Source organism: Marinobacter sp. ANT_B65, assembly GCF_002407605.1.
Lineage (GTDB): Bacteria > Pseudomonadota > Gammaproteobacteria > Pseudomonadales > Oleiphilaceae > Marinobacter.
In genome coordinates this window covers 1,810,969-1,832,583 of the sequence record NZ_NXGV01000001.1, presented here as the reverse complement: position 1 = coordinate 1,832,583, position 21,615 = coordinate 1,810,969, and the positions used below count along the sequence as shown (strand labels likewise).

At 50.5% G+C, this 21,615-nt stretch carries 19 protein-coding genes; 14 read left to right on the top strand and 5 right to left on the bottom strand.

What is annotated here, in order from left to right:
- Positions 1–9 precede the first annotated feature (9 nt).
- Positions 10–978 carry a Bug family tripartite tricarboxylate transporter substrate binding protein gene (locus CPA50_RS08405; protein WP_096781950.1) on the bottom strand — a complete coding sequence of 323 codons (969 nt, stop codon included), beginning with the start codon at positions 976–978 and terminating at the stop codon, positions 10–12.
- A 535-nt stretch (positions 979–1,513) separates the two neighbouring features.
- On the opposite strand from CPA50_RS08405, the gene CPA50_RS08400 reads away from it, so the two are divergent.
- The 5 genes from CPA50_RS08400 (at position 1,514) to CPA50_RS08380 (ending at position 6,753) form a co-directional block, all read left to right on the top strand.
- Positions 1,514–2,290 (top strand): SDR family NAD(P)-dependent oxidoreductase, encoded by a 777-nt coding sequence (locus tag CPA50_RS08400; RefSeq protein WP_096781949.1) that lies wholly within the window; start codon positions 1,514–1,516, stop codon positions 2,288–2,290.
- A gap of 90 nt (positions 2,291–2,380) precedes the next feature.
- Positions 2,381–3,958, top strand: a complete 1,578-nt coding sequence (locus CPA50_RS08395) for an aldehyde dehydrogenase (NADP(+)) (protein ID WP_096781948.1) — start codon at positions 2,381–2,383, stop codon at positions 3,956–3,958.
- A 133-nt stretch (positions 3,959–4,091) separates the two neighbouring features.
- Positions 4,092–4,826: a ribonuclease activity regulator RraA gene (locus CPA50_RS08390; protein WP_096781947.1), complete on the top strand. Its 735-nt coding sequence runs from the start codon at positions 4,092–4,094 to the stop codon at positions 4,824–4,826.
- Between the two features lie 139 nt (positions 4,827–4,965).
- Entirely contained in the window at positions 4,966–5,955 is a 990-nt protein-coding gene (locus CPA50_RS08385; RefSeq protein WP_096781946.1) for an EamA family transporter, read from the top strand.
- A gap of 96 nt (positions 5,956–6,051) precedes the next feature.
- Positions 6,052–6,753, top strand: coding sequence for a FadR/GntR family transcriptional regulator (locus CPA50_RS08380; RefSeq protein WP_096781945.1), 702 nt, complete (start codon positions 6,052–6,054; stop codon positions 6,751–6,753).
- An 87-nt stretch (positions 6,754–6,840) separates the two neighbouring features.
- On the opposite strand, the gene CPA50_RS08375 is transcribed toward CPA50_RS08380, so the two are convergent.
- The 3 genes from CPA50_RS08375 to CPA50_RS08365 form a co-directional block, all read right to left on the bottom strand.
- Entirely contained in the window at positions 6,841–7,392 is a 552-nt protein-coding gene (locus tag CPA50_RS08375) for an ankyrin repeat domain-containing protein (protein ID WP_096781944.1), read from the bottom strand.
- 55 nt (positions 7,393–7,447) lie between these two features.
- Positions 7,448–7,939: a hypothetical protein gene (locus CPA50_RS08370; RefSeq protein ID WP_096781943.1), complete on the bottom strand. Its 492-nt coding sequence runs from the start codon at positions 7,937–7,939 to the stop codon at positions 7,448–7,450.
- Between the two features lie 372 nt (positions 7,940–8,311).
- The gene (locus tag CPA50_RS08365) at positions 8,312–9,511 is read right to left on the bottom strand and encodes a peptidoglycan DD-metalloendopeptidase family protein (protein ID WP_264753982.1); all 1,200 of its coding nucleotides are present in this window, start codon (positions 9,509–9,511) and stop codon (positions 8,312–8,314) included.
- 430 nt (positions 9,512–9,941) lie between these two features.
- Between CPA50_RS08365 and CPA50_RS08360 the strand changes: the two genes are divergently transcribed.
- The 3 genes from CPA50_RS08360 (at position 9,942) to CPA50_RS08350 (ending at position 12,970) form a co-directional block, all read left to right on the top strand.
- The gene (locus CPA50_RS08360) at positions 9,942–10,940 is read left to right on the top strand and encodes a helix-turn-helix transcriptional regulator (protein WP_096781941.1); all 999 of its coding nucleotides are present in this window, start codon (positions 9,942–9,944) and stop codon (positions 10,938–10,940) included.
- A 328-nt stretch (positions 10,941–11,268) separates the two neighbouring features.
- Positions 11,269–11,994: a hypothetical protein gene (locus CPA50_RS08355; RefSeq protein ID WP_143750729.1), complete on the top strand. Its 726-nt coding sequence runs from the start codon at positions 11,269–11,271 to the stop codon at positions 11,992–11,994.
- Entirely contained in the window at positions 11,987–12,970 is a 984-nt protein-coding gene (locus tag CPA50_RS08350) for a hypothetical protein (RefSeq protein WP_096781939.1), read from the top strand. Before CPA50_RS08355 ends, CPA50_RS08350 begins: the two co-directional genes overlap by 8 nt.
- On the opposite strand, the gene CPA50_RS08345 is transcribed toward CPA50_RS08350, so the two are convergent.
- Positions 12,967–13,212, bottom strand: a complete 246-nt coding sequence (locus CPA50_RS08345) for a hypothetical protein (RefSeq protein WP_143750728.1) — start codon at positions 13,210–13,212, stop codon at positions 12,967–12,969. The two genes, CPA50_RS08350 and CPA50_RS08345, sit on opposite strands and share 4 nt — an antisense overlap.
- Before the next feature lie 278 nt (positions 13,213–13,490).
- Here CPA50_RS08345 and CPA50_RS08335 point away from each other — a divergent pair, with 278 nt between their 5' ends.
- From CPA50_RS08335 to CPA50_RS08310, 6 genes are read left to right on the top strand one after another with little or no spacing between them, the layout of a single operon-like run.
- On the top strand, positions 13,491–13,745 hold the full coding sequence (locus tag CPA50_RS08335; RefSeq protein WP_096781936.1) for a hypothetical protein: 255 nt from the start codon (positions 13,491–13,493) through the stop codon (positions 13,743–13,745).
- Entirely contained in the window at positions 13,745–14,131 is a 387-nt protein-coding gene (locus CPA50_RS08330) for a hypothetical protein (RefSeq protein WP_096781935.1), read from the top strand. Before CPA50_RS08335 ends, CPA50_RS08330 begins: the two co-directional genes overlap by 1 nt.
- Positions 14,131–14,778, top strand: a complete 648-nt coding sequence (locus CPA50_RS08325) for a hypothetical protein (RefSeq protein WP_096781934.1) — start codon at positions 14,131–14,133, stop codon at positions 14,776–14,778. Before CPA50_RS08330 ends, CPA50_RS08325 begins: the two co-directional genes overlap by 1 nt.
- A 21-nt stretch (positions 14,779–14,799) precedes the next feature.
- A complete protein-coding gene (locus CPA50_RS08320) occupies positions 14,800–15,744 on the top strand; it encodes a metallophosphoesterase (RefSeq protein ID WP_096781933.1) in 945 nt (314 codons plus the stop codon).
- 36 nt (positions 15,745–15,780) lie between these two features.
- Positions 15,781–18,423, top strand: a complete 2,643-nt coding sequence (locus CPA50_RS08315) for a PD-(D/E)XK nuclease family protein (protein ID WP_096781932.1) — start codon at positions 15,781–15,783, stop codon at positions 18,421–18,423.
- Positions 18,420–21,602: a UvrD-helicase domain-containing protein gene (locus CPA50_RS08310; RefSeq protein WP_096781931.1), complete on the top strand. Its 3,183-nt coding sequence runs from the start codon at positions 18,420–18,422 to the stop codon at positions 21,600–21,602. Before CPA50_RS08315 ends, CPA50_RS08310 begins: the two co-directional genes overlap by 4 nt.
- Positions 21,603–21,615: the final 13 nt, after the last annotated feature.

Genomic DNA, 21,615 nt, shown 5'->3' with positions numbered 1-21,615 from the left:
GGTGTCGGCTTAGTTGGCCAGGCCAAGCTTGTCGATCGTTACTGCATTCTTTTCGTCCTGCTCTTTCATGTAGGCCTCAAACCCTGCAGCGTCAGCCCATACCGGACCGAATCCACGATCCTTCATAAAGGATTGAAATGACTCAGAGTTAAATACCTTTTTTGCTGCTGCTGCCAAGCGCTTCGTGACATCTTCCGGCATATCGGCCGGGCCAACCAAGCCGCGCCATGAGCCCTGGGTCCACTCGTCGCCAGTCACTTCTTTGGCAGAGGGGACATCGGGAAATCTTTTCAGGCGGTCGTTCGATAGCACCGCCAGTGTGCGAGTGCGGCCGGACCTGTTCATAGGCTCGGTTTCCGGGAGTGAATTGAAAACAATATGCACGCCATTAGCTGCGAGCTCCTGCAAACCAGGGGCCGCGCCTTCGCTGGGAACCAGATTGATGGTCTGAGGGTCTATGCCCTGCTGGTCGATAAAGCCGGCAAATGACAGGTGGTAGGCGGCGCCGGGAGCCGAGCCTGAAACGGTAAAGGTATTTGGTTTGTTTTTCAGGTCGCTCAATGCATCACTGAGGTTCTTCCAGGGTGACTCAGCATTAACAGTAAATGTGGCGTAATCAACATTGAGTAGCGAAATCGGGGTGAAGTCCGTGTACGAGATATCAGCGGTACCGATGTGCTTGTAGGTTGCGATTTCGGCGGTTCCAAGCCCCAGGGTGTAGCCGTCTGGTCTGGCCATCTTCATTGTCATGTGACCAATCACGCCTGCTCCGCCAGTTTTGTTCACAACATTTACAGGCTGCCCCAGCTCTTCCTGAAGCCCCATTGCCAGCTGTCGGCCTACGGCGTCTGACCCACCTCCGGCAGACCAGGGCACAATTAACGTAATAGGTTTGACCGGGTAATTGGAGGCGCCGTATGCGGTGCTTGCAGCAATAGTAATTACCGTGGCGCATAGAAGTTTGGATAGTGTGCTCATTGAAAACCTCATTATTTTTGGATGGTTTTGTTTGTAGCGGGGTGCGTGCAGAACCAAAAAAATGTGGTGTGCAGCCTTGCCCATATAAAGCTGAATTGCGAGCGGTCTCTCTCGGGAGTCTGTTCGCTTGACGGAGTATCGTCGTGGCAAAAAAAATTTGCAAGTATTTACAACAAGTATTTTTTCTCATCATTTCCATGACGATTTTCGGTAATTTAAAAGATCTTCTGTCGGTCGGGGTTGACCGGAACTAATGCTCAACTCAACATGATCCAATCTTATTGGTTATTTTTAACTTACTGATTAGTAAGAAAAAAATATATATTGCATGAGGGTTTCGTCTGTACCTGGTTGTGAGGGAACAGTAAGTTTTTTTGAGTGCTGGGTGTAATTTCATCGGAATCTGAAGTTGTAATAATTTGTTTGATTACTGTTTATCCCTCGTCTATATTGTGGATGTCTGGCAGTTGCGGTGGGCTATCGCTCGCGGTGATTGCGCCATGTGAAGCTTATTCAAAAGACTCAAGGAACTGACATGTTTAATGATCTGAAAAATAAAAAAGTTCTGGTGACTGGTTCAACCAAGGGAATCGGCCTTGCTGCGGCGTTGGAGTTTGCCAGGCAGGGAGCTGTAGTGGGGATCAACAGCCACGTCATGGATGCCGCTGCAGAGGAGGCAATCGCTCAAGCGGAAAGCCTGGGTGCTGATTTCGCTTTTTTTCAGCACGACCTCAGTAAGAGCGAAGAGTGTGCAGCACTAATTAATGAGTTTGTTGAGAAGTTCGGCGGGCTGGATGTGTTGGTTAACAACGCCGGTGGCCTGGGTATACGTGCCGGCCTTGAAAGCCTGGATGACGCGGCGTATGACCTGGTTTTCGATCTGAATATTCGTTCGGTTGTCATGACTACCAAGTATGCGATTCCTCATCTCAAAGAATCTGCCGCCAGGAGTGGTACTACGGCTGCCGTTATTAGTACAGGCTCGATTGCAGGTCGGGAAGGTGGAGGTCCTGGCGCGAGCCTCTATGGGGGCTCTAAAGCCGTTATCCATAACTTGCATCGCACCTGGGTGAAGGAGCTCACCACTAGCAATATCCGCTTCAACGTTGTGGCGCCCGGCACAATTGATACCGCATTCCATGATGACAAAAGTCCTGAGCTGAAAGAAAAAATACGCAATTCGATACCTATGGGGCGTTTTGGTACATCAGAGGAGTGTGCGCCTGCCTATCTGTTCCTGGCTTCGCATCAGGCTAGCGGCTACATCACCGGCCAGGTGATCGATGTAAACGGCGGGCAGATGTGTCCGTAATGGCGTGCATTCGATAGAAAGTTGGCACGTTAAATCGTCCCCGTGAATGTATTGGGGCGTACTTTTCATTTTTATTGTCAGGTTATTTTTATGCAGCTCAATGGACACCAGCTTATTGGTCAAGAATCGTTTGCGGCAAGAGGTAAGCCGATCTATGCAATTAATCCGGCTACAGGAGAACGTATTGAACCTGGCTACGGCGGCTGCGGCATAGAAGAGGTTGATCGTGCATGTCAGCTGGCATGGACGGTGTTTGATAAATATCGTGAGACAACACTGACTGCCAGAGCGGATTTTCTGGAGGAAATCGCCGCTCAAATTGAAGCAATCGGGGATGAACTGATTGAGCGGGCTATGCTGGAAACTGGCCTGCCTCGTGCCAGGCTGGAAGGTGAGCGCGGTCGGACCTGTGGTCAGTTGCGGCTTTTTTCGAAAGTCGTTCGCGCGGGAGAGTGGCTCGATGTCCGCATTGACCCTGAATTGCCGGAGCGCAGCCCGCTGCCCCGTAGCGATTTGCGTCAGCGGCGCATCGCTCTTGGCCCGGTAGCCGTATTCGGCGCCAGTAACTTTCCTCTGGCTTTTTCAGTTGCCGGTGGCGATACAGCATCAGCACTGGCAGCAGGCTGCCCGGTCATAGTCAAAGCGCATTCTGCTCACCCAGGGACCTCCGAACTGGTAGGGCGCGCCGTACAAAAAGCTATAGCTACCTGTGAACTTCCATCCGGTGTGTTTTCATTACTTTATGGTGCCGGTAATGAGTTGGGGCAGGCGCTGGTTACTGACCCACGCATTCAAGCTGTTGGATTCACCGGCTCACGCAGTGGTGGAACCGCCCTGATGCAGGCAGCAAACAATCGCCCACAACCAATACCTGTTTACGCTGAGATGAGCAGTATAAACCCTGTGGTGCTGATGCCTGCCGCACTGGAAGCGCGCGCCGAAGCTTTGGGGAAAGACTTTATAGCCTCACTCAACATGGGGGCAGGGCAGTTCTGCACAAATCCGGGGTTGATCCTTTCTATAAAAAGTGCGGCTCTGGATCGCTTCAAGATGGCGGCAGCGGAAGATGTACGTAAAAGTGCGCCGCAAACCATGCTGACACCGGGTATCCACTCAGCTTATAGCAGCGGGCTTTTGCAGTTGCGTGAGACGGGCAAGGTTCAAGAGATTGCTGCCAGCAACCTTGTTGGTGATTCAAAAAACCTGTGCCATACAACGCTGTTTGCGGTTAATGCGGAAGATTTTATCAGTGATGAACGATTGCATGCTGAAGTGTTTGGCTCCTGCGCACTGATTATTGAGTGCGAGAATATGGCCGATCTAAAAAAAGTGCTGGAACACCTGGAAGGTCAGCTTACTGCCACAGTGCATATGCTCGATGCCGACTACGCAGCGGTCGAGGGGTTGCTGCCCACCCTCGAACGTAAAGCCGGAAGAATTCTTGCTAATGCGTGGCCCACCGGTGTCGAAGTATGCGATGCCATGGTTCACGGTGGTCCCTGGCCTGCCAGCTCTGATGGCAGGAGCACGTCGGTCGGCACCGCGGCCATTCACAGATTCCTTCGTCCGGTTTGCTATCAGGGTATACCGCAAACGCTGTTACCCGATGCGCTCAGAGACGGTAATCCACTGGGAGTCTCGCGCCTGGTCAATGGCACTCGAGAGTAAGGTTATTCAATTTTCAGACAAGGCACGCCTTGAAGCTGAGCCAGCAGGCGTGCTGCCTTTTACATGTAAAATCTGTTTTGGACACCTATTGCTTGCCAGGCAATACCAACTACTATCGGAAAGAGAAAATAACATGAGCACATCTCAGTACACTCCCAAGAAGACTCTGTCCAGCGCCACAAAAGAAGGCCTGATGCGTGCATCTACCGCATCACTGCATACGATTCTGTTCAAGCGTGGCCTGCGCAACACATACATTCAGGGCGTTAGCAAAATCAATAAAGGGCCGGTAAAAATGGTCGGCCAGGCCTTTACCCTCCGTTACATTCCTGCACGGGAGGACATTGATACAGTCGCTGCCTTCAGGGATCCGGAGCATCCCCAGCGCCTGGCTGTAGAAACCGTTCCAGAAGGCATGGTGCTAGTGTCTGATTGCCGTCAGGATGCCTCCGCTGCAAGCGCAGGAAGTATTTTGCTGAACCGCCTGGATTACCGTAACTGCGCAGGCTTTGTCTCGGATGCTGGTATCCGTGATTCGGAGGATGCTGCCACCATGACTATGCCGGTTTTTTGCGCCAAGCCGAGCGCGCCAACCAATCTTACCAAGCACCACGGAGTTGATATTCAAGTACCAATTGGTTGCGGTGGGGTAGCTGTTTTCCCTGGCGACGTACTAGTCGGCGATAATGACGGAATCATCGTCATTCCGCAGGAACTGGCTGATGAGGTTGCTGAAGAGGCAGTCAAAATGGAAGCTTTTGAAGACTATGTTCTTGAAAAAGTTCGTTCAGGTACCCCTGTCATTGGCCTGTATCCGCCCAACGAAGACGCTCAAGCGGAATACAGACGCTATATGGAAAGTCGTTGAAGCAGACGTTATCCACGGGCTGGTTCGGTATTTATCTGTGCGGCAGGTCGCCTGAATGGATGGCCTGCCGTATAGTAAAATCGAGCATAGGTCGTGTTGCTGTTGATAAGTAAATCTATCCGAAGTGGAAGCTGCTGTCATGATGTCGTCTGCTCAATTACCCCGCCACGTTGCGGTCCTGGTTCTCGTAATACTGGCCTGTTCTTTCGCAGGCAATCATGTAGCCGCTCGCATTGCATTCGACCATGACGCTGGCTTGTTGGTAGCCATACTCTTCCGTTCAGGGGTGGCTATGGTAGCCTTATTCTGTTTGGTAATCTGGCGCCGTGAATCTCTGAGATTCCAGCCGCAAGCCTGGGGTTGGCAGTTGTTAATGGGTTTACTTATCGCCATCCAGAGCTTTTGCATCTATTCCGCGGTTGCACGTATCCCCATTGCATTGGCACTGTTGGTCGTTAATCTCGCGCCTATTATGCTCGCGTTGCTGACATGGGCATTGGGTGGCGCGCGCCCATCGGGTGCAGCCAGCCTGCTGATGCTATTCATTTTGTTTGGGTTGGCGCTGGCACTGGATTTGCCATCTCGCCTCTCTGATTCCGGTGAAATAGACATCAAATTTATTGAAGGTTTGCTATTTGGCATTACTGCGGCGGCAGTATTTGCCTGTGCTCTATGGATCACAGATCACCGGTTGGGGAGTATGCCCGGGTTGGTGCGCAGTTTGCTCACTATTATGGTGGTGTTCATCTCGACTGCGGTTGTGGGATCTTCCGGGCTGATTCCAAATGGGATGAGTCTGCCTACCGCTTCAGCGGGCTGGGTTGCTCTAGTCAGCCTGGCCATTTTGTATGGGGCGGCTTTCTCAGTATTATTCACGCTCGTTACGCGGCTGGACATCGCTCGCAACGCACCGGTAATGAATGTCGAACCTGTGGCCGGGCTGATATTCGGCTGGCTGATTCTTGATCAGGTTTTGGGTGGAATCCAGATTGCAGGAGGGTTGATTGTGGTCAGTGGAATCGTCATGCTCGCCTATACCAAAATACCTGGCAAACAGCTCTCACGGCCTCCTTGCGAATCTAACGCCGCCAAGCGCGGAAACATCTGTGCGGCGGACTCCCAGGCTTGAGGCAAGTATTTTCAGCCATTGGAGTACGGTCATTTTTAGCGTCTTTTCAAAAGTGCATTCAGGGATCACAGAGTGTGCAATTAAGGCTCATAGCGAATGAAAGTTAAAACTGAAAAGCATTCTTTGTCATCAGTTGTGTATGAGAAGATTTTGTCTTCCATTATAGATGGTGAGTATCCGGTCAATCAGAAGTTACCGACAGAAGCCGACTTGTGCGCAGCCTATAACGTTTCACGCCCGGTGCTCAGGGAAGCACTTGCACGCTTGCGTGAAGATAATCTTGTTACCTCTCGTCGAGGGTCGGGGAGCTTCGTAATTAATCGTCCCGACAGCGCAGTGTTAGAGTTCGCACGCATTGCCAGCATTGCAGACATACAGCGATGCTTTGAGTTTCGTACCAACGTTGAGTCTGGTGCAGCCTCCCTGGCAGCAATCAGGCGTACAGATGAGCAGCTGAAACGTATATGGGAAAAATATGAAGCAATTAACCAGGCAAATAGTAAATATGACCTGGCAACGAACGAAGATTTCGAGCTTCATCTGGCGATAACCGAGGCATCGAGCAACCACTATTACGCCACTGTACTCAAGTCGCTCCATAAAAGCATAAAGGAAGGTATGAATATAACACGGGGCCTGTCTTTGCTTGCGCCAGAGAGCCGCTTGAGAATCGTCCAGGATGAGCACTTGGCGGTTATAAATGCTATTGCTGACAAGGATCAGGATAAAGCGGCAAAGTACATGCGCAGGCACCTTGAGAATGCACGCCGGAGAATGTTTGAAGGGGTCTCAGATTGATGTTTCCGGCCTATGATGCCACTTTGGCATCATCTCCATAATCCGAGGATGTGACGTAGGGTTCCTGCTTAGGACATGAAGCTGCGATTATTGGTTTTCAAGCAGTCTGATAATCTCACCCCATTTTTGTTCGCTGTTTCCCTTCTGTTTGATGGTCTGGGCAAGCTCAAGTGGTGATAGCGTTGCAGATAGAAATTGTATATGTGTTGATTGGTCGGCATCAGCTCCGCGGCTTAGCAAAAAGCGGACAAGTCTTTCGTCGCCGTGTAATACCGCTGTATGTAAAGGAGTGGCCCCATCCTTATCAACAAAGTTAGCGTCTGCTCCTCTCTCAATGAAGCGATCGGCGAGATTGAGGGCGTTTTCTCCAATTTCAGTTTGGCTATTCAGGGTGTAGGCGGTCATCAATCGATGGAGGTTTGAGGACATTTGCTCACGTTCGCCTTGTGTTGCGCCTGTTGAGAAAAAATTAATATAAGCGCGGCACGCTGGCGCCAAAAGTCCATAACCTGGCTCACCTGTTGCGCAGTCTACTTTCTGATCGAATGGCAAGTTGAGTGTCATATAAGTGGAAAAGCCCGCAAAAAGTAATGCAAAACCTAGCGCGGATAACGAAGTGCACCGTACAAGTTTATTCATGAGCTTGCTCGCGACATTGCTGTTCTATAGTTTGCGTGCTGGGCGGTGGGGACGCTCATGCCCAAACTCTCTCGGATTTAAATTGAGTGCCGGCATACTCAATAATTGCTGTGGGAGGAGCTTTTATAGCCAGTCCAAGCAGTTTTGCGTCCAGAACGCGACCAAAAGACCGTGCGAGGCTTACACGAACAGTTTCGTAGATCTTCGCCTGAGCCAGGTTGGCGCTTGTCGCGTGTCTGAACCAGTGAGGGGCTGCTTTTTTGCCAAAGCTTTTTATCAGTTTTACTGCTGCGTTGCCATTGGTTGGCGGGAGTATGGCTGAGTGCAGTGCGTTGAATGCTTGGTGTACGTATCCCATAGCGTATGTTGCATCTATAGCCTCCACAAGGAGCCCTTGAGCGAACGAGCTTAGGTTTAGGTCTATAGTGGCGCTATCAATACTGCTACTTTTTGATGGCCATAGAAATTTCAGAAATACTTTGGCATCGGCCTCGGAAAGCAAGATTTCATCCGTAGTAAACGACTTCAGATGCACTGATTTCTTCATTTGTCTAATCCCTGACTAGTTGTTTAATCTCCCTGTTCAGTAATAAGCAGTTTTATGCATGCGCACACCAAGTGCATGACGGCTGGCTGAGGTAGATAGGGGCTCGTCATTTTGGGCTGCAAGGGATCTGGTGACTATGGGTGCAGAGAAAAACTCTTATTACCATTTCCGAATAATAGGGAGCGGTCTTATAGGTGTCAACTAACCGAGAGGGTCACCTTGGGAGACGTAAAGCAGTTTGCCAGCAAGGCTCTTTGTTCTTTATAAACAGTGTATTGTGCTGCTCCGATGTCGATTTCCTCTGCCAGTGAATACTTCTACTACGCCGTTAATCTCGACTTTACCGGAACCCCGGCGCATTCCCGCCCGGAGTTAATCGAATGGGGTGTCTATACCTGCCAGTATGAGGTTCGACCGGCTGGCAGCATCACGCATCACCGCGAGCTTGTATTCGGCGACTTTTTCGAACTGCTTGAGTGCTGTTTTCGGGACATCTGCAGAGGTAGGGATGTCGGCTTTCAACGGGTTTACCGGCTTCTGGTTCATGTGGAGTTCGAAGTGCAGGTGAGGACCAGTGCTGCGGCCGGTATTACCTGAGTTTGCGATTTTTTCACCGCGCCGGACCTGCTGTCCCTTTCGCACAAAGATTTTATCCAGATGCAGGTAGCGGGTTTTGTAGGCATTGCCGTGATTAATGTCGACATACTTGCCGGCATAGCGGTGATTGCCTACTCGTTCGACAACGCCGTCGCCAGTACTCATGACTGGAGTACCGATAGGTGTGGCCAGATCAACGCCATTGTGGGGCGATCTTCGGCCGGTAATGGGGTGAAGCCGGTTAGGGTTGAAGTTAGAGCTAACCCGAAAGGACTTGGCCGTAGGCAGGCGCCTGAATGCGGGCAAGACACTTTTGCCGTTCTGATCGTAATAGTTGCCGTCGTCGAACAGGAATGCGGTGTGAGTCCGGTTGCCTCTTTCGAGCGACACAGCTTCGATGCGGGTTTTTCCGGTGCTTTCCGTAGCGGTCCTTTCATGGCCAACGATAACCGAAAAGGTATCCCCAGCCCTCAGTTCCCGCCTGAAGTTGATCTGGTACTCGAGCAGTTTCTGGACCGACGCAGTCTGCGTTTTGGAGAGCCCGGCGTTCAGGGCTGACTGGTAAAAACTGCCGTGAATGGAGCCCTTCAGAACTTCGGATACCCAGTGTGTATTTTGCACGGTTTCCTGGTATTCAAACGTATCCTTATCCACTCTGGTGTAGGCAAGAGAGCGGGCAGGATCCAGATCCAGTGCAAGTTGCTGGAATTCGCCCTGCTTATCGAACGTCAGCTCGAGTTCTGTCCCCGGCCTGAGGGTTTCCAGCGCCAGATATTCCACATCGGCCTTCATAATACGGTTCAGGTCGGCCTGCGAGGCCCCGGCTTCGCTGAAAATGCTGCTGAGACTGTCTCCGGGCTGGACCTTGTGGTGGACAACATGGGTTGCCTGAGCCGGGTTTGGAGCGCCTGACTGTGATGGGGGCTCTATCGCTTCGGAGTCTGACTGTTTGACGAGGTTTGCCAAGTGGTCCACCGCTCCAGTACTCGTCGGCGGGTGGATACTTGTGGATGATTCACTCTGTGCCGACCAGATACTGGTCACCAGAATCAATATGAATGCGCCCGCTAATAAAACGGCATGGGTTGGTGTATATGTTCTGGAACGAATCATTAGTAAAGCGTCTCTTGGCAGGCTTGCAGCCACATTGATACAACAGAGTAAGATTACCGGATTTCAGTGATGCTTTCTAATTGTTATCAGGTGCACGATGTTGTGAATGAGAGGGCGGTCCGGGGAGTTCAGGCTATTCGATGTTACTGCTGGCTTGGGGTGATGGGCTTAAGGCAAGACTTTAGTCATCACTACCTAAATGAATTAACGATTTCTCGCAAGAACCCCTGGTGTTTTGACTACATATTGATGGCAATATGATCGTAGTCCCTAGCAGATATGGAGCTTCATCTTGTCCAGCACCGCAGTTCGCTACCTCACCATGCTCCGAATGGTGCCGAGGTACCCCAAATCGATCACATCCACTGAGCTTGCGCAGCGTCTGGAAGAGCAGGGTTTTAGAGTAACCATGCGTTCGATTCAGCGGGACCTGGAAAAGCTAAGTGTGGACTTCCCGTTGCTGGTCGATGAGAGCGCAAGGCCCTTCCAGTGGTCGTTCGACCGAGAGGCCACCATGGACATCATACCGGCACTGGATCTCCCGGCTGCGCTGACCTTCGAGTTAGCCAAAGCATACCTGACGCCAATGCTTCCTCCCAGAGCACTGTCCCATCTGCAGCCGCATTTCGATCAAGCCCACAGGACCTTGTCGCGAGAGCGTAATCCCTTGGGCCAATGGCCGAACCGTGTGCGCGTGATTAACCGCGGGTTAGGCGGCCGTCGCCCGGCGATTGATGCAGATGTTCTGGAGACGGTAACTGAAGCTCTGTTGCGTGAGTACCAGTGCAAACTGACCTACCAGGCGCGTAACTGGTCGGAGCCTGAAGAAATCACAGTTCATCCCTTCGGTTTGATCTTCCGGGACCCGAACGTTTACTTGATTGGAACCATTGAAGGCAGGGAAGGCATACGCCAGCTGGTATTGCACCGGGCAAGCACCGGAGAGCTGGTTGAGCAACCAGTAGAGCGCGCGGAAGACTTCGATTTGGATCTCTACATCCATTCAGGCGCTATGGGCATACTGAGATCTAATGAACCAGTATTCCTCAGGCTCCGCTGCGATAAACCGGCATTGAACCACCTGATTGAATCACCTCTGGGCTTTGATCAGATCACCAGCGATGTCGACGACAGTACCTTTGAAATATCCGTGACAGTCGGCGATACCCAGGACCTTCGCTGGTGGCTAACGGCTCAGGCGATTCATTGTGACATTCTGGACCCGCAGTGGTTACGGGATGAGATTGAGGAGACGTTAACAACGGGGTTGGAGCGCGCGAGGAGAATCTGAGCGTGTTATTTTGTTTTTATCCACTGATTATAAAGCGCCACTATGTGTCGGGTGGAGCTCATATTTTAGCTTTCACACTCAGTTTAAGCCCATAAGATATATTTCTTTATCAAATTTCGATTGATGTAATAGGCTTAATCATGGTCGGGACTGTTGTGAGTGGTGTGGGTAAATGTTTTTGAACCGTCGAATAAACGGGATATCATGCATTTCAGCGCGGGTGAAACCCTTGCATTTTAATGCGGATCAAGCATCATGAGTTTCTAATAAAAATTTAATAAAAACGCTCATTTTACATATTTATTTATAGAATTCAGTTGTATAGCTCATGAATTTTAATCGGCGTATCGCGAGGATAATGATGCAAAATGTTGAGGTTGCGATCTTGCGTCGTCAGGTTCTGGATTGGCGTGACAAGTGGCTGGATCAGATTCCCATTGTGCTTGGTCGTGAGCTTTCGTCTCTGTTAACGCTACTCGATGCCCAAATCGGTCAGATCTCATTTAAAGAAACGTTCTCTGTTGGAAAATACGCAGAGAAAAATATTCAACCAATCTATGAGTCCTGGGTCGTAAGAACGTCTCAGAAAATCATGGATCTGGCTCATAATGACCTGAAATTGATAGACAGGGATATTCTTGAATACAACTCGAATCTTGAATATTGGGTTCCATCGGATACATCAGGTAAAAATGCCGTACGTATGGGTATTGCTTCGGGGAGTGCTGGTGCAGCTGTATTGGGGATACCTGTGGTTAAGGCATTCTCAACAGTGTCTGCTGGGTGGGGGCTTGGGTTGCTTGGTGTAACGCTGATCAGCTGGCCAGCTATGTTGGGGGGAGCAGCTGTTCTAGGGACAGTGGCTGTTTTCGGCGGCACGAAATTAGCAAGACTTAGAAAGAAAGCTATTCAGGACTTTAAGGGGTCGGTAGAATCCGAACTTCGGTTAGCTATATTGGCAACTCAGGGAACAAAAATCTCGCTAACGACTAGTCTTCAAGAAAAAATAAGAATAGCGGCAGTCGCATACATGGAGGAATTGAAGAGTGCTTAATGAGTTTACCTTCAAAATCCCCGAAATTTTAATGTCGGGCATTGCCGATGGAAGTTTAACGAAATTTGGCGCGATTATAAAGAATACCCAGACTGGTAAAATTGTGGCACACGTGCAAGAAACTGGGCTGGGACAGCAAATATTTAGCTCGTTGGCGTCTTCCCCTTTTTCACCGCTTGAAGCTGTTTCGTCGCTTGCAGCTAATGCGCAGTTAAGCCAGTTAAAAAGGATGGTTGAAGGTTTGCAAGTCCTGCAGTACGCCAATCTAGGTGTCGCATTAACCGGTGTCGCTGTTACGGTTGTTGGTTTTGCAGTAGTCAATAAGAAACTCAATAGCATTCAGTCCTCCATTGAAAGAGTTTCAAATAGGATTGACCAACGCTTTGTTGAACTTTACGAACATCAGCTGCGTAGGGATTTTTATACTCTTCGTGGTGTTTTGGAACATATTGGGCTGGCAAGAAGGCAATCTAAACCAAAGTCTGAACTTATATCTGCGGGATCCCGGCTTACAGAGATTAGCTCTGTAATGCGAGGTCAGCTGGAGTATCAACTTCAACTACCGGCGTTTGATGAATATCTATTTACGCAGCTCGCCGGAGCCTTGTTGATGAGTGACAATGCAAGGGTTGAAGCGTATATCGTGGCTGAAGAATACGATTCTGCACATCATGTCGCCACTTCGATTTCTGAATCTTATCGTAATTTGTTTGACGACATAACACCGTTTGATCTGAAACAAAAACAGCGTTTAAGAAGTATTGGTCTTCGTGAAAAAGCTAGAGAGACGGCAGATAATATTACTGTGGGTGTGAGTCATCTGATAGCTGGTTTGCGTGATATTACAGATTCGGCGATTTGTAAACCGGCGCTTATAGAAGAGCTTGGACGAAGAGGTATATCTGGTGAAGATTACCTTTCTGCATTGCGTAACGAAACCAAGGAGCCCATTGTTCTGTTGCAGTTTTTAGATTAGCCGCGTTGAATATCATTATTCAGAAGAACGTAAAGCGCCTGTCGTGAATTCACCCGTTCCAGCACTTTGACCACATCTTCGAGCTCCCAGATTAATAGAGGGGAGAGCTTAATCCAGTTAATCAAATGCACCAGAGATTTGCTGGCGAGGAGGCCAACCTTTTCAAGAAGGGCTGTGGGCTTCAACGCCAGTAAATGCTCAAATTCTTCAATGGAGAGTGGCTGACTGCGCGCATAGTTCACCACCGGTATGAACAAAAGCGGTGAACAGGCTGCTAATGTCCTGGCAGCTTGCGAAACAGCGCAGGCTTGGGCCAGCTCGAAATGCTATGACTGGTATTAACCTGGCGACAGCCAATATACCGTCGGGCCCGTCGTCTGAAACTCGATCTCGGTTTTTAGGGGAGGGGGTTCTAGAGAATATTAAGCCCAAAAAGATCGAGATGCCCATTATCGGTGCGAAAGCGACATGATCTGTCGTAGTTCGCCTGCATAATGATCATATCAATCAGGAGGGTCTTATGAGCGCACGCTTAACCGCACAGCAAGTTTCCAAGGCACTATTCGATGCCGACCCCATGAACACCTGCTGCCGAGAAAACGATTGCTTCGATGAGTATGACTACGTTGCCGAAGCGGTGACGGAAAGGCTAGCGGAGGGATTGAGTCTCGACCAAGCCCTGGTTGAAGAAATCTCGAAATGGTTTTTTGACGGCGCACACTTCGATGTAAGTAGGTTGACCCTTGCGTTCAAGCTACTCAGGGAGGAATGGTAATGATCTACACATTCAAGGTGGATGGATTAATCTACGAGTTAACGGTCAGCACTGGCAACTCCATCTACTTGGCCATCACTGGCGGCGCATCGCCAACCTACCAGCCGGAATATGATCCCTTTGACTGGTATTACATACCTCGTGTAACAGCAGATATAGGTACCACCCGATATCCAACAACGGTACTACGCACCGCACTCCGGAGGATAGTCCACTGGATCGGCGAGACTCGCCCACCTATGTTCAGCTTTTCTGCAGAGACAGAGAAACGTCGGAAGATATACCGCAGAGTAGCGCGCCACCTAGCGCAAAGGTTCCCCTATCAACTGGCCGAAGATGGCGGCGTGCTCTACTTCTACCGCAGGAAATTGTTCAAGGAGGTGTGATGATCGATAACTTCAAAACCGATTTGGTGATCCGCGTAGCCGCCATGCACCCTGAAGATATCCTAAAGGGTATGGGTTATCTCCGGGCAACCTCCGCCAACCTCGAACGCCTCCAAAACGTGTTGGACAGTGATGAGTTCGGTTTAAACGATGGCGGTTTCGACTTCAAATACAGCAGTGAAGGCTTCCTGCGGGCTTTATGCACGGTTACAGGAATGGAGATGAAGCTGACAGACCAGCGCATAACCCGAGTGAAGAAACAGCTGGCGGAAGAGAAAGCGGCCTTCAAGCCATACCTCTGGGTAGATACCGGCTTCAAACGTAAAAGCCAGCCGCTGTTTGCACTGGCAGCCTGCGAGCATCAACGGTATTTGCACTTTGCAGAAGGCTTCTGGCGATTGACCCTAGACAAACAACTGGGCCGTGCGCAGGGTATGGTTCGTGAACATGCCTACGAAACCGGCGCAGACCTTGGAATTTGGGGGAAGATCGAGCAGTATTGGTTTTATTATAAAAAAGACGCAGCCTATCTGTTAGCTCGCAATGGTGAGGTGATAGGTAAGCGCGAAGGGCCAGTCCCCAACCTAGTCACTGGAAGCAAAGCGTTGGATGTAATTTTATCTGCCTCTCGCGAAGCCGAACAGTAATCGAAGAAGGATGCAGTATCGATGTACGACCTGATTGGTGATATTCACGGCTACGCCAGCGAACTGAAAGCCCTGTTGACCAAAATGGGCTACCAGGAAACCGGCGGCGTATGGCAACACCCTGAGCGCAAAGTTATCTTTCTCGGCGACTTCGTAGACCGCGGGCCAGAACAGGTCGAAACCGTTCTAATTGCTCGGAACATGGTCGAAAGCGGTAACGCCCTAGCCGTAATGGGAAATCATGAGTTCAACGCCGTTTGCTGGGCTACGCCAGATCCCGAAAATCCCGATGAATATCTACGCCCCCACACCGCCAAAAATCAGGATCAGCACCAAGCATTTCTGGATCAAGTAGGCGAGGGAAGCGATCAACACAAAAGCATGGTCGAATGGTTCAAAACTCTACCAGTATATCTCGAATTGCCCGACCTAAGAGTGGTGCACGCCTGCTGGCACCCAAAGTATTTGAAGTCCATTGGCCAGTTTACGGATGATCAGAACCGGCTGTTACCAGAAGCATGGGAAGCCAGCAGCCGAGAAGGAAGCCTAGCGTACGACACGATTGAAACACTGCTCAAGGGCCTCGAAATTCCCTTGCCACCCGGGCACTATTTTCTCGATAAAGAAAATAATAAACGTACTGACGTGCGAACCAGATGGTGGCAAACCGAAAAGTTGACTTACCGCGATCTTGCCATGGTTCCGGGATCTGAGATCGACAAAATCCCTCATGACCCTGTTGAGGCAGACATCCTTCCTGGTTATGACGGTGAAAAGCCGGTGTTTGTTGGGCATTACTGGCTTAAAGGCGAGCCGGCCCCTCTGAGTGACCGCATTGCTTGTTTGGATTACAGCGTGGCAGGGGGCAATCGCGGTGGAAAGCTTTGTGCGTATCGTTTCGATGGCGAAGTCAGTTTACGTTCACAATGCTTTGTATGGGTTGATGGAATGACACGCCCAACCTGAAAAGTAGAAGCTAGAACCACAATAAAAGGAACCGAAATGGACTTCATCCTCGTCACGGATGCATTAACTGCCAGCGAAGTTCGCTATGCACTCGCCCAGCACAACACCATGGGGGCGAGGGTCGGCAGCTTTTCTGTATTACTCGAAGCGTTGGCCGAGCTATGGCTTATTGAACCATCGGAGTTGGACTGGGATGTTGCGCTCCAAGAGCAGGCGCTAGCCATGCAGAGTGCTTTTTGGGCTCAAAGCATTCAGGTAGATGAGCCAGCAACCGTTGCGGAGTTAAAGGCCAGCCTGCGGTTTTTGCTCAACTATTTGCCTCTTGGTATTCAGTCAGCAAAAATCTTGGAGCCGGCTAACCGGCACGAGCGCTATTACAATGACCTAGTGTGTCTGCTGAAGAACATTGGGGAGCGCCCAGCGCAAGATGAGTTGGCGGAACAGTGGGTGATAGAGCACGAAGGGTTGTGTATTGAGCCGCTGTACGTCTATCAACCGCTAAACATCGAGTGCCTATATCCCTGGCAACAACAGGTTCTGGATATCCTAGCGGAAAAGGGCTGGTTAGCACCGGAGCCAGAAAAGTACAGCTTCATTCAACAGCCGACTCCAGCAAGCGAGAGTGCACCGGTCCAGCAATTTGCCCAGACTCTTTTTTGCCCCGCAGTTGACATCATTTCCCGCGATAACCTGTACTGGTTAACTTGCCGTGATCAGGTTCAAGAAGTAGAAGCGGTAACTTCTTTGATTCAAAGCACCTTAGAAAACGGCACAGCCCCAGAGTGCATCGCAATCACTGTACCCCGAGGTGGAGCCTACGAGGCTTGGCTGGTAAAACACTTTGAGCATGCAGGCATTATTGCCAGTAACCTGCGCTCTGATTCTGTTGTTTTTGACTGGCAAGCTGCATTGATTCACGACCTTTTGACCAGGGTTGCTCAGCCAGACATTCCCATGGCTATGATGAGTGTCCTGATCAACCCGCTAATGCCCTGGAGCGCCAGTATTGGCCATAAGCTGGCGGAACAGTTGGGAGAAGGGCGGCAGCTCGACCCAGGAGTAGAGTTAAGCGCCGAAGGGCAAACCATGCTTGGACTCTTGCGGGGGCTACCAGAACAGACGCCGGCTGCGATTATGACTTGGTTGAGCGCCGCCGCCGAGCAGTGCGGAGCTACACGAATAAAGGGGCTAGGCAAGCAGCGGCTAAAAAAGTTAGTAGAGAACACCCATCGGCTCTTAGCACTCTACGAGAACCTTTCCTTCGAAGAACAGCTCAAGCGTGTTGTCCGCCAAACACCAGTGGCGACCCTAGAATCACAGGATGACAGGGCTCGTTACCTACATGGGATCAATATAATCCAAGAAGGCGAACCACTGCCCTTTCAGGTGGATGAGTTGTTCGTCATTGGTTTCAATCAAGGCCATTACAGTTACCAGCCTGAGCATACCGGTCCGATCCACCGAGATGCTTGGGACCAGCTGGCAAGCGAGGTTGGTCTCGCCATTCCAGTAGCAGAAGCGAGTCTGCAGCAATGGCAGAAAGAGTTTACGGAGCTACTTGGCAGAGTCGATAGTCGCATAACATTCATTCGGGCGATAAATGACTATCAAGGCAAAAATCTGGAGCCAAGTGAAACGCTGCTAGATATGGCTCTTTGTTTTCAGCCTTTGGCAGAACTCGACCCTGAACAGCTAGAACGACCCGTCATGCAGTCTAGTCACCCATTGCTACGAACCATCTCCTCTAAGCTGGATGAGCAGGACATACCGAAGCTGGAAGATCTTCAGCTTGACCAGGCACTTTTACACGCTGTCAGGCACCAGCAGGATGGCACCATCAAGCCGGAATCCCCCAGCAGCCTTGAGAAGCTAATGCAATCACCGTTGGCATGGCTGCTGTACCGATTGGGCATCAAGCCCAGAGTGTGGGAGCCACAAACACCCAAGATCTCTGTGCAGGGGACGGTCGCTCACAAGGTGTTTGAGTTGTTCTCGGCCAAGCAAGGAGAACCCTGGAATGAGGCTCTGTTCGATGAGCTATTCAGCGAGTCAATTGAGCAAGAGGCGTCCTTTTTGGATTCACCTCATTGGCGGCTTAAGCGGACACAACTCAGAAACAAAGTTTACAACGCCTTGGATAGTTTTTGCGGCTGGTGCGAACAGGAGAAATGGGGTATTTCGGACACCGAACTAGAACTGCAAGGCGAGCTATGGGGAACACCCCTGAGAGGGTTTGTAGATGCCGTGCTCACTAAGGGCAGTCAAACGCTGATCGTAGACTACAAAACGTCAAAACATAAGCAGCGGTTGAAACAGCTTGAAGCGGGCTACGACCTGCAAACCCTTATTTATCGCGAGTTGTATCAGCAGAAGAATGCTGGCAGCCAAGTCATGAGTGGGTATTACACCCTGAATGACACCACTTTGCTTGCCGATCGACCATTAAGCGCCAGCGATCGATTGAGTGTTGTTCAGCCGAGCCTCTCTTTAGATGAGCAGTCTGCCAATGCTGTTGAGCTGGTAGAGCAAAGACTTAGTGAGCTAGAAAGTGGCACGATTAAACTCAATCAGACCTCAGATGATAAAACCTGGGATAAGCGCGGTATAAAAGCGTACGCCCTGACGGATGACCCTGTGGTGACGCGCTTCACCCGAGACGGCGAGGAGGAGGCGGTATGAGTCATTCAGCGATTCTCCCCCCGCAAAAACTCACATTGATTAAAGCCGGTGCGGGTGCCGGAAAAACCTACACTATTCAGAACACGCTTGCTGAGTGGGTGAAGCAGGGCCGAGTGAAAGCCGACCGAATACTTGCAGTAACCTTCACCACCGATGCAGCCAGCGAAATGAGCACGAGGATTCGTTTGGCCCTTTTAAAAGAAGGGCTGATGAATGACGCACGGTTGCTGCGAAAATCGACCATCTCGACGATTCACGCTTTTGGCTTTGAGATTCTGAAAACCTTCGCTTACGAAGCTGGCAATTCCCCTACACCTAGACAGCTAACCGAACAGGAACAAGATTTCCTACTAAGGGAGGCCCTAGATAAAGCCAAGTCCATCCAGCCCCTGCTCGAAGATTTGCAGCATTTTGGGTATACCGGTGGTTACGCTGGGGATGAGTACCAAGAGGGTGTCGATCAGCTTACTAGCACCATTTTAAGCGTTATCGGCAAACTCCGTTCCCTTGGTAAAGGCTTTGCTACGTCTCCTGGGGAGCGGCAAGCACTGCTCAGCCAGGCGAAAGCGGTTGTTACCAAGGTATATGGTCACGTTCAGAGTGACGGGGTCGCACTAACCGACGACTTGTGGCGTGCAATAGAGGCCGTTAAAGCCGAATATCCAGATCAGACGGAGCTGGAACAAAAGGGTGAGTGGGGCAACAACGAGCAAACAAGAGAGTTCGTAGTAGATATCTATGCCGCTACTCAAGAGCAACTAAAACGCGATTGGAAGCTGTGGGCAAATCTTCAATACACCGATAAGCTCAAAAAAATTCACGAGAAACACCCCCGCGCAGACTTGGCGGATGCTATTTGGAATGCTGCCGAAAAGCTCAGCGTGCATCCAGGCCCATTGAACGATGCTTTGCAACACATGGAGTGCCTGATAGAGGGCGCACTGGAAGTTTTGACAGAGTATCAGCAGACAAAGGAACAGGCGGGCCTGGTGGATTATAGCGACATGGTGCACCTCGCCAACGATATGCTGGCCAGCAACCCGACATGGCTGGATGAAATTGCCAGCGGATACGACTGCCTGATAATCGACGAATTCCAGGACACTAACCCACTGCAGTTCGCTCTACTGCGCCGTTTTCAAAACAGCAGCAAACACACGTTCATAGTGGGTGACCTGAAGCAATCAATCATGGGTTTTCAAGGCTCGGATAGCCGCTTGTTTGCCACATTACTGGATGACAGCGAGCAGCAGCCTGACGTGGTCAAAGAACTGGATAGCAACTGGCGTAGCACGTCGGAGTTGATGGACTTCATTAACGACATGGGCGAGACGCTTTACGCAGCTAAGTATAAGAAATTGACACCCAAAGCCGGTTATCAATCTGACCTGCCTGCGGTACACGCGCTACGATTTAATAAAGACAGCTGGAGCCGGGATGCCAGCTCCAGAAGCTCCAAGCTCGGCTTCACAAGCGAGGGTAATACGGCGCTGGCTAATCACATTGCAGATCTGCTTTGCAGTGGTAAGGAAATCACCGACCGGCACACCAAAACCAAACGAGCGATTCGCGGTGCGGATATTGCCGTATTGGCAAGAGGGCACAATCGACTTCGAAAGTTTGCGGGTGCGCTACGCAGAGCAGGAATAGAGGTTCAAATCCAGCAACCGGGTTTTCTAGACTGCGTTGCGGTGCGGTGGGTTCTGAATGCCCTGCAAGGATTGAACAACAGCCGAGACCAATACGCCTGGTTGGATTTACTAACCTCGCCCTTGATCAAAGGACAAAACACCGATCGATTGCAGGCACTGCTGACCGGCTATCGTGGAAAGTTCAGATTTGAAAACGAATTAACCGAACAACTTACACCGCTGCGTAAATTTCTACGGACTCAGCCGTTTAAAAAACAGCTGTTAACCATCATCGAAGAAGCTCAGCTTTTTGAGAGCTTGAGTAGCAAACCCCAAGGGCCACAGTACCGCGCGAATCTGATCAAGCTGATCGGCTTGGCAGAAGAGTTCGAGGCGTTGCAGCCAGAAACTCTTAACGCCATGGGCATTGCGGGCAAGAACGTCGCAACCTTCCAGGTTTGGCTGAACCAGAGCAAAGACGGCATCGATGACCAGCCAGGGGCAGACCGGCAGGCAGAAAACGCCGTTGTGCTGAAAACCTGGCACTCCTCCAAAGGCTTGGAGTGGCCGGTGGTTATGGTACTGGATGCTGAAAAGGCGTTCGAACCTCGCTTCCCCAATATCAGTATGGCCTATCCCAGTGGTGGCATCGACACCATGCTAGAGCAAAGCTTTGTGCAGATACTGCCCCAGTTCAACAATAAAGAAACCAAAGAGCGTTGTTTGGAATTGTTAGCAGAGGATGAAACGGAGACAGCCAAAAACCTGTACTACGTAGCCTTAACGAGGGCGCGCGAGCAGATTATCCTGCCTTGCTGGGAAGGTTATGCCGATGGCTCCATGCTCACTTATATTGAGCCGTTGTTAGGTGCAAGGGCGGAGCAGGGTGATAGTACGTTGTATGAAGAAAGGACGGTGATTTCCTCAGATGCCGACCTGCATGAGGGGGCAGGGAAAACAGTAGAGCGGACTGGGCTTCGGATTGCCCAGAAAGAGCAACCAGCGAAGCTCCTGCACACCATTAGTCCTTCACTGAGTAAAGACGAGGAAGAACCGCAGCTGCCTGAGACGCAAACCACTGCATACAGCCCAGGGCTTAATCTAGATGCGTTCAGTGGGGTGCCAGCCAATGAACTTGGCACTTGGGTGCATCGTTTGTACCAGGTTTATCTAACGGAGCCCGGGTTGATTAGCAAGGCCATGGCTATGCACCCCTGCCATCTCGCGGATGAGGGTCAAAAAGATGCTTTGATACTGCATTTTGAGGCATTCAAAACCCACATGAATCAACTCATGGATGGTGTGGTGCAGTGGCGTAACGAAGTCCCTGCTCTGGGGGTGAACCAACAGGGGCAAGTTTGTAGTGGGGTAATAGACTTGATTGTGGATGGAGAAAATGAAAGTTGGCTGGTGGACCATAAAACGGATAGAAGTTCCAAAAACACAAGCTATTGGCACCAGTTGCGTTATTACAGTGTTGTTTCAGGTATAGAAAGAATGGCCATAAATTGGGCAGCACAGAATGAATTCGAGATAAGCCATTTATGACCAGCTCGATACG

What these genes read in the sequence shown, in the direction of transcription:
- CPA50_RS08405 (WP_096781950.1), bottom strand. Translation starts at nt 978, where the DNA reads ATGAGCACACTATCCAAACTTCTATGCGCCACGGTAATTACTATTGCT.
- CPA50_RS08400 (WP_096781949.1), top strand. Translation starts at nt 1,514, where the DNA reads ATGTTTAATGATCTGAAAAATAAAAAAGTTCTGGTGACTGGTTCAACC.
- CPA50_RS08395 (WP_096781948.1), top strand. Translation starts at nt 2,381, where the DNA reads ATGCAGCTCAATGGACACCAGCTTATTGGTCAAGAATCGTTTGCGGCA.
- CPA50_RS08390 (WP_096781947.1), top strand. Translation starts at nt 4,092, where the DNA reads ATGAGCACATCTCAGTACACTCCCAAGAAGACTCTGTCCAGCGCCACA.
- CPA50_RS08385 (WP_096781946.1), top strand. Translation starts at nt 4,966, where the DNA reads ATGATGTCGTCTGCTCAATTACCCCGCCACGTTGCGGTCCTGGTTCTC.
- CPA50_RS08380 (WP_096781945.1), top strand. Translation starts at nt 6,052, where the DNA reads ATGAAAGTTAAAACTGAAAAGCATTCTTTGTCATCAGTTGTGTATGAG.
- CPA50_RS08375 (WP_096781944.1), bottom strand. Translation starts at nt 7,392, where the DNA reads ATGAATAAACTTGTACGGTGCACTTCGTTATCCGCGCTAGGTTTTGCA.
- CPA50_RS08370 (WP_096781943.1), bottom strand. Translation starts at nt 7,939, where the DNA reads ATGAAGAAATCAGTGCATCTGAAGTCGTTTACTACGGATGAAATCTTG.
- CPA50_RS08355 (WP_143750729.1), top strand. Translation starts at nt 11,269, where the DNA reads ATGAATTTTAATCGGCGTATCGCGAGGATAATGATGCAAAATGTTGAG.
- CPA50_RS08335 (WP_096781936.1), top strand. Translation starts at nt 13,491, where the DNA reads ATGAGCGCACGCTTAACCGCACAGCAAGTTTCCAAGGCACTATTCGAT.
- CPA50_RS08330 (WP_096781935.1), top strand. Translation starts at nt 13,745, where the DNA reads ATGATCTACACATTCAAGGTGGATGGATTAATCTACGAGTTAACGGTC.
- CPA50_RS08325 (WP_096781934.1), top strand. Translation starts at nt 14,131, where the DNA reads ATGATCGATAACTTCAAAACCGATTTGGTGATCCGCGTAGCCGCCATG.
- CPA50_RS08320 (WP_096781933.1), top strand. Translation starts at nt 14,800, where the DNA reads ATGTACGACCTGATTGGTGATATTCACGGCTACGCCAGCGAACTGAAA.
- CPA50_RS08315 (WP_096781932.1), top strand. Translation starts at nt 15,781, where the DNA reads ATGGACTTCATCCTCGTCACGGATGCATTAACTGCCAGCGAAGTTCGC.
- CPA50_RS08310 (WP_096781931.1), top strand. Translation starts at nt 18,420, where the DNA reads ATGAGTCATTCAGCGATTCTCCCCCCGCAAAAACTCACATTGATTAAA.